The sequence below is a fragment of the Rhodopila globiformis genome (assembly GCF_002937115.1).
Classification (GTDB): Bacteria; Pseudomonadota; Alphaproteobacteria; order Acetobacterales; family Acetobacteraceae; genus Rhodopila; species Rhodopila globiformis.
The window spans coordinates 1-2,557 of the sequence record NZ_NHRY01000010.1 but is presented as its reverse complement, the minus strand read 5'-3'; the positions used below and the strand labels follow the sequence as shown (position 1 = coordinate 2,557).

Genomic DNA, 2,557 nt, shown 5'->3' with positions numbered 1-2,557 from the left:
GGCTGAGCCGGCCGCCGGCGGCGGGGGCGCGATCGGGTTGATCATCGCCGTGCTCGGCGCGGTCTGGGGTATGGCCGGCAGTGGCGCCGCCGGTGCGGCGGCGGGCGACGGAGGCGCGGCGGTCGCCGTTGACGGTGCCGGTGTGACGGCAGCGGTTGATGCCGCGGGCGCGGTGGCGGTAACCGCCGGCTGCCCTGGCACCGTGGCGACAGCCGCCGGTGCGGCGGCCGCCGTCGCTGGCGCTTTGGCGATTGCAGGTGCCGGCGCGGCCCTGGCGACAGGCGCGCGCCGGACAACCGGCGCGGCATGCGGCATCGGGGGAGCTGCCGGACGCTCCGGCAGTGCCTGCAGCGCATGCAGGTCGACGGTTACCTGCGCCACCCCAGGCGTGGCGGCGGACATCATGACAGCACTGAGAAGAAGCAACGGGCGCATAGCAACGATTGGTAGCGGAACCTGCTGTTCCGTTCAATGAACCATCCGTGTATCAGGTATAATGCAAGGCGGGCGCGTGTTGACACAAGCCGCCGGCCGGCCGGTAATCCTGCGATAACGGCGCAGGGAGCGTGCCATGAAACCCATCGGCGGCGAGCCCACCGGCAGCGACGCAATCAGCCGGGCACGCGATCTCGGCCCGCAGATCGCCGCCGCCGCGGATGACATCGAACGCAGCCAGACCATCCCCGAGCCGCTGCTGACGCGGATTCATGACGCCCGCCTGGCCCGTATGCTGCTGCCGCGCTCGGTCGGGGGCGATCAGGTCGATCCCTGGATCTATCTGCACGCGATCGAGGAAATCGCCCGCCACGACGCCTCGGTGGGCTGGAACCTGTTCGTCGCCAACAGTTCGGCCCTGATCGCGCCGTTCATTCCACTGGAAACCGCGCGCGCGATCTATGCGGATCCGCGCACGATCATTTCTTGGGGACCGCCCAACCAGCACACCGCCCGGGCGGTGCCGGGCGGCTACCGGGTCAGCGGTGAGTGGCATTTCGCCAGCGGCAGCCGCCAGGCCAACTGGATGGGCGCGCATTGCCAGGTGATCGAGCCGGACGGCTCGATCCGCCTGAACCGCTTCGGCCGTCCCACCGTCCGCACGCTGCTGTTCCGCAAGGAGCATACCCAGCCGATTGAGAACTGGAACACCATCGGCCTGCGGGGCACCGCGTCCGAGGGCTACCGCGTCGCCAACCTGTTCGTGCCGGAAGCCTACAGCGGTACCCGGGAAGATCCCTCGCTGCGGCGTGATCCCGGTCCGCTGTATGCCTTCACCATGCAGGGCCTGTATGCCGTCGGGGTTTCCGCGGTCGCGTTCGGCATCGCCCGCGCCATGCTGGACGCCTTCGTCGGCCTGGCGACCGAGAAGGTTCCCCGAGGCCTGCAGCGCCTCGCCGACAGCCCCGTGGTGCAGGCCGGCGTCGCCCGGCGGGAGGCCACGCTCGGTTCCGCGCGCGCCTGGTTGGTGGACATCCTGAAGGACGTCGCCGCCGGCGCGGACCAGGTGGCGCCGATTGACCTGAACGCCCGGGTGCGTGTCAGGCTCGGCTGCGCGCATGCGATCCAGGCCGCCGCCGAGGTTGCCGATTACGTGTACAAGGCGGCCGGGACCTCGGCGATCTTCCTCGGCACCCCGTTCGAGCGCCGTTTCCGCGACATGCACACCGTGTCGCAGCAGATCCAGGCGCGGGAGTCACATTTCGAGGCAGTCGGGCGGGCGATGTTCAACGGCGACCCGGACGGCCTATTTCTCTAGGCGCTGCACAACGGGGAACACCGCATGGCACACCTGACCCTGGCCGATGCCCAGGCCGTGATTGCGGCCGCGCTGGCGCATGCGCGGGAGAAGTCGCTCGCGCCGATGGCGGTGGCCGTTCTCGACGCGCGCGGCGCGCTGAAGGCGTTCGCCGCCGAGGAAGGCACCGCGCTGCGGCGGGCCGACATCGCCATCGGCAAGGCGTACGGCGCGCTGGCGATGGGCGTGGGATCGCGCACGCTGGGCAAGCGCGCCGAGGAACGGCCGCATTTCATTGCGTCGGTGACTCAGGCGATTGGTGGATCGATGGTGCCGGTCGCCGGCGGCGTGCTGATCCGCGACGACGACAAGAACATCCTCGGCGCAGTCGGCGCCACCGGGGACACCTCCGACAACGACGAGGCCGCCGCGCTGGCTGGCCTGTCCGCGGCGGGGCTGACCGCCGATCCGAGCTGAGCGGCGCGGCGCTTTCAACCATTCGTTAACCTGTCGCCTTGTATCATCCGGCTGCCCTGTGGGTGCCGGATGAACAACGTTATGCGACAGATGGCCATGCAAGTCGTCAGATTGAATACTTCGGTATGTAACCCGAACTATGGATAAGGGGTGAGGGGATTTCCAAAAGATCAAGGGTTTGACAGCATCGGTTTGCCAAAACGGAAGGTCAAACCAGGTTCGGAAGGATCCCCTCAATGACGGTGGATATCACAACGCTCTACTGCTGTCTCGATGACTTCTGCAAAGTGTTCGAAGACTGGGAATCCCACCGGCTGATCCCGTGGCAGCGGACAAGGAAGCGCGCGG

The 2,557-nt window shown here is 68.2% G+C and carries 3 protein-coding genes and 1 pseudogene; all 4 read left to right on the top strand.

Features of this window, described 5'->3' with window-relative positions:
- On the top strand, window positions 1-475 hold a 475-nt coding region (locus CCS01_RS34530), incomplete at its 5' end, for a hypothetical protein (protein WP_204848084.1).
- Window positions 476-571: 96 nt separating this feature from the next.
- The gene (locus CCS01_RS00200) at window positions 572-1,753 is read left to right on the top strand and encodes an acyl-CoA dehydrogenase family protein (RefSeq protein WP_104516836.1); all 1,182 of its coding nucleotides are present in this window, start codon (window positions 572-574) and stop codon (window positions 1,751-1,753) included.
- A gap of 24 nt (window positions 1,754-1,777) precedes the next feature.
- Complete coding sequence (locus tag CCS01_RS00195) at window positions 1,778-2,209, top strand: GlcG/HbpS family heme-binding protein (protein ID WP_104516835.1); 432 nt, start codon at window positions 1,778-1,780, stop codon at window positions 2,207-2,209.
- A 236-nt stretch (window positions 2,210-2,445) separates the two neighbouring features.
- Window positions 2,446-2,557, top strand: a pseudogene (locus CCS01_RS36300) (IS982 family transposase); the annotation flags it as partial.

Coding starts and splice junctions, on each gene's coding strand:
- CCS01_RS00195 (WP_104516835.1), top strand. CDS start 1,778: ATGGCACACCTGACCCTGGCCGATGCCCAGGCCGTGATTGCGGCCGCG.
- CCS01_RS00200 (WP_104516836.1), top strand. CDS start 572: ATGAAACCCATCGGCGGCGAGCCCACCGGCAGCGACGCAATCAGCCGG.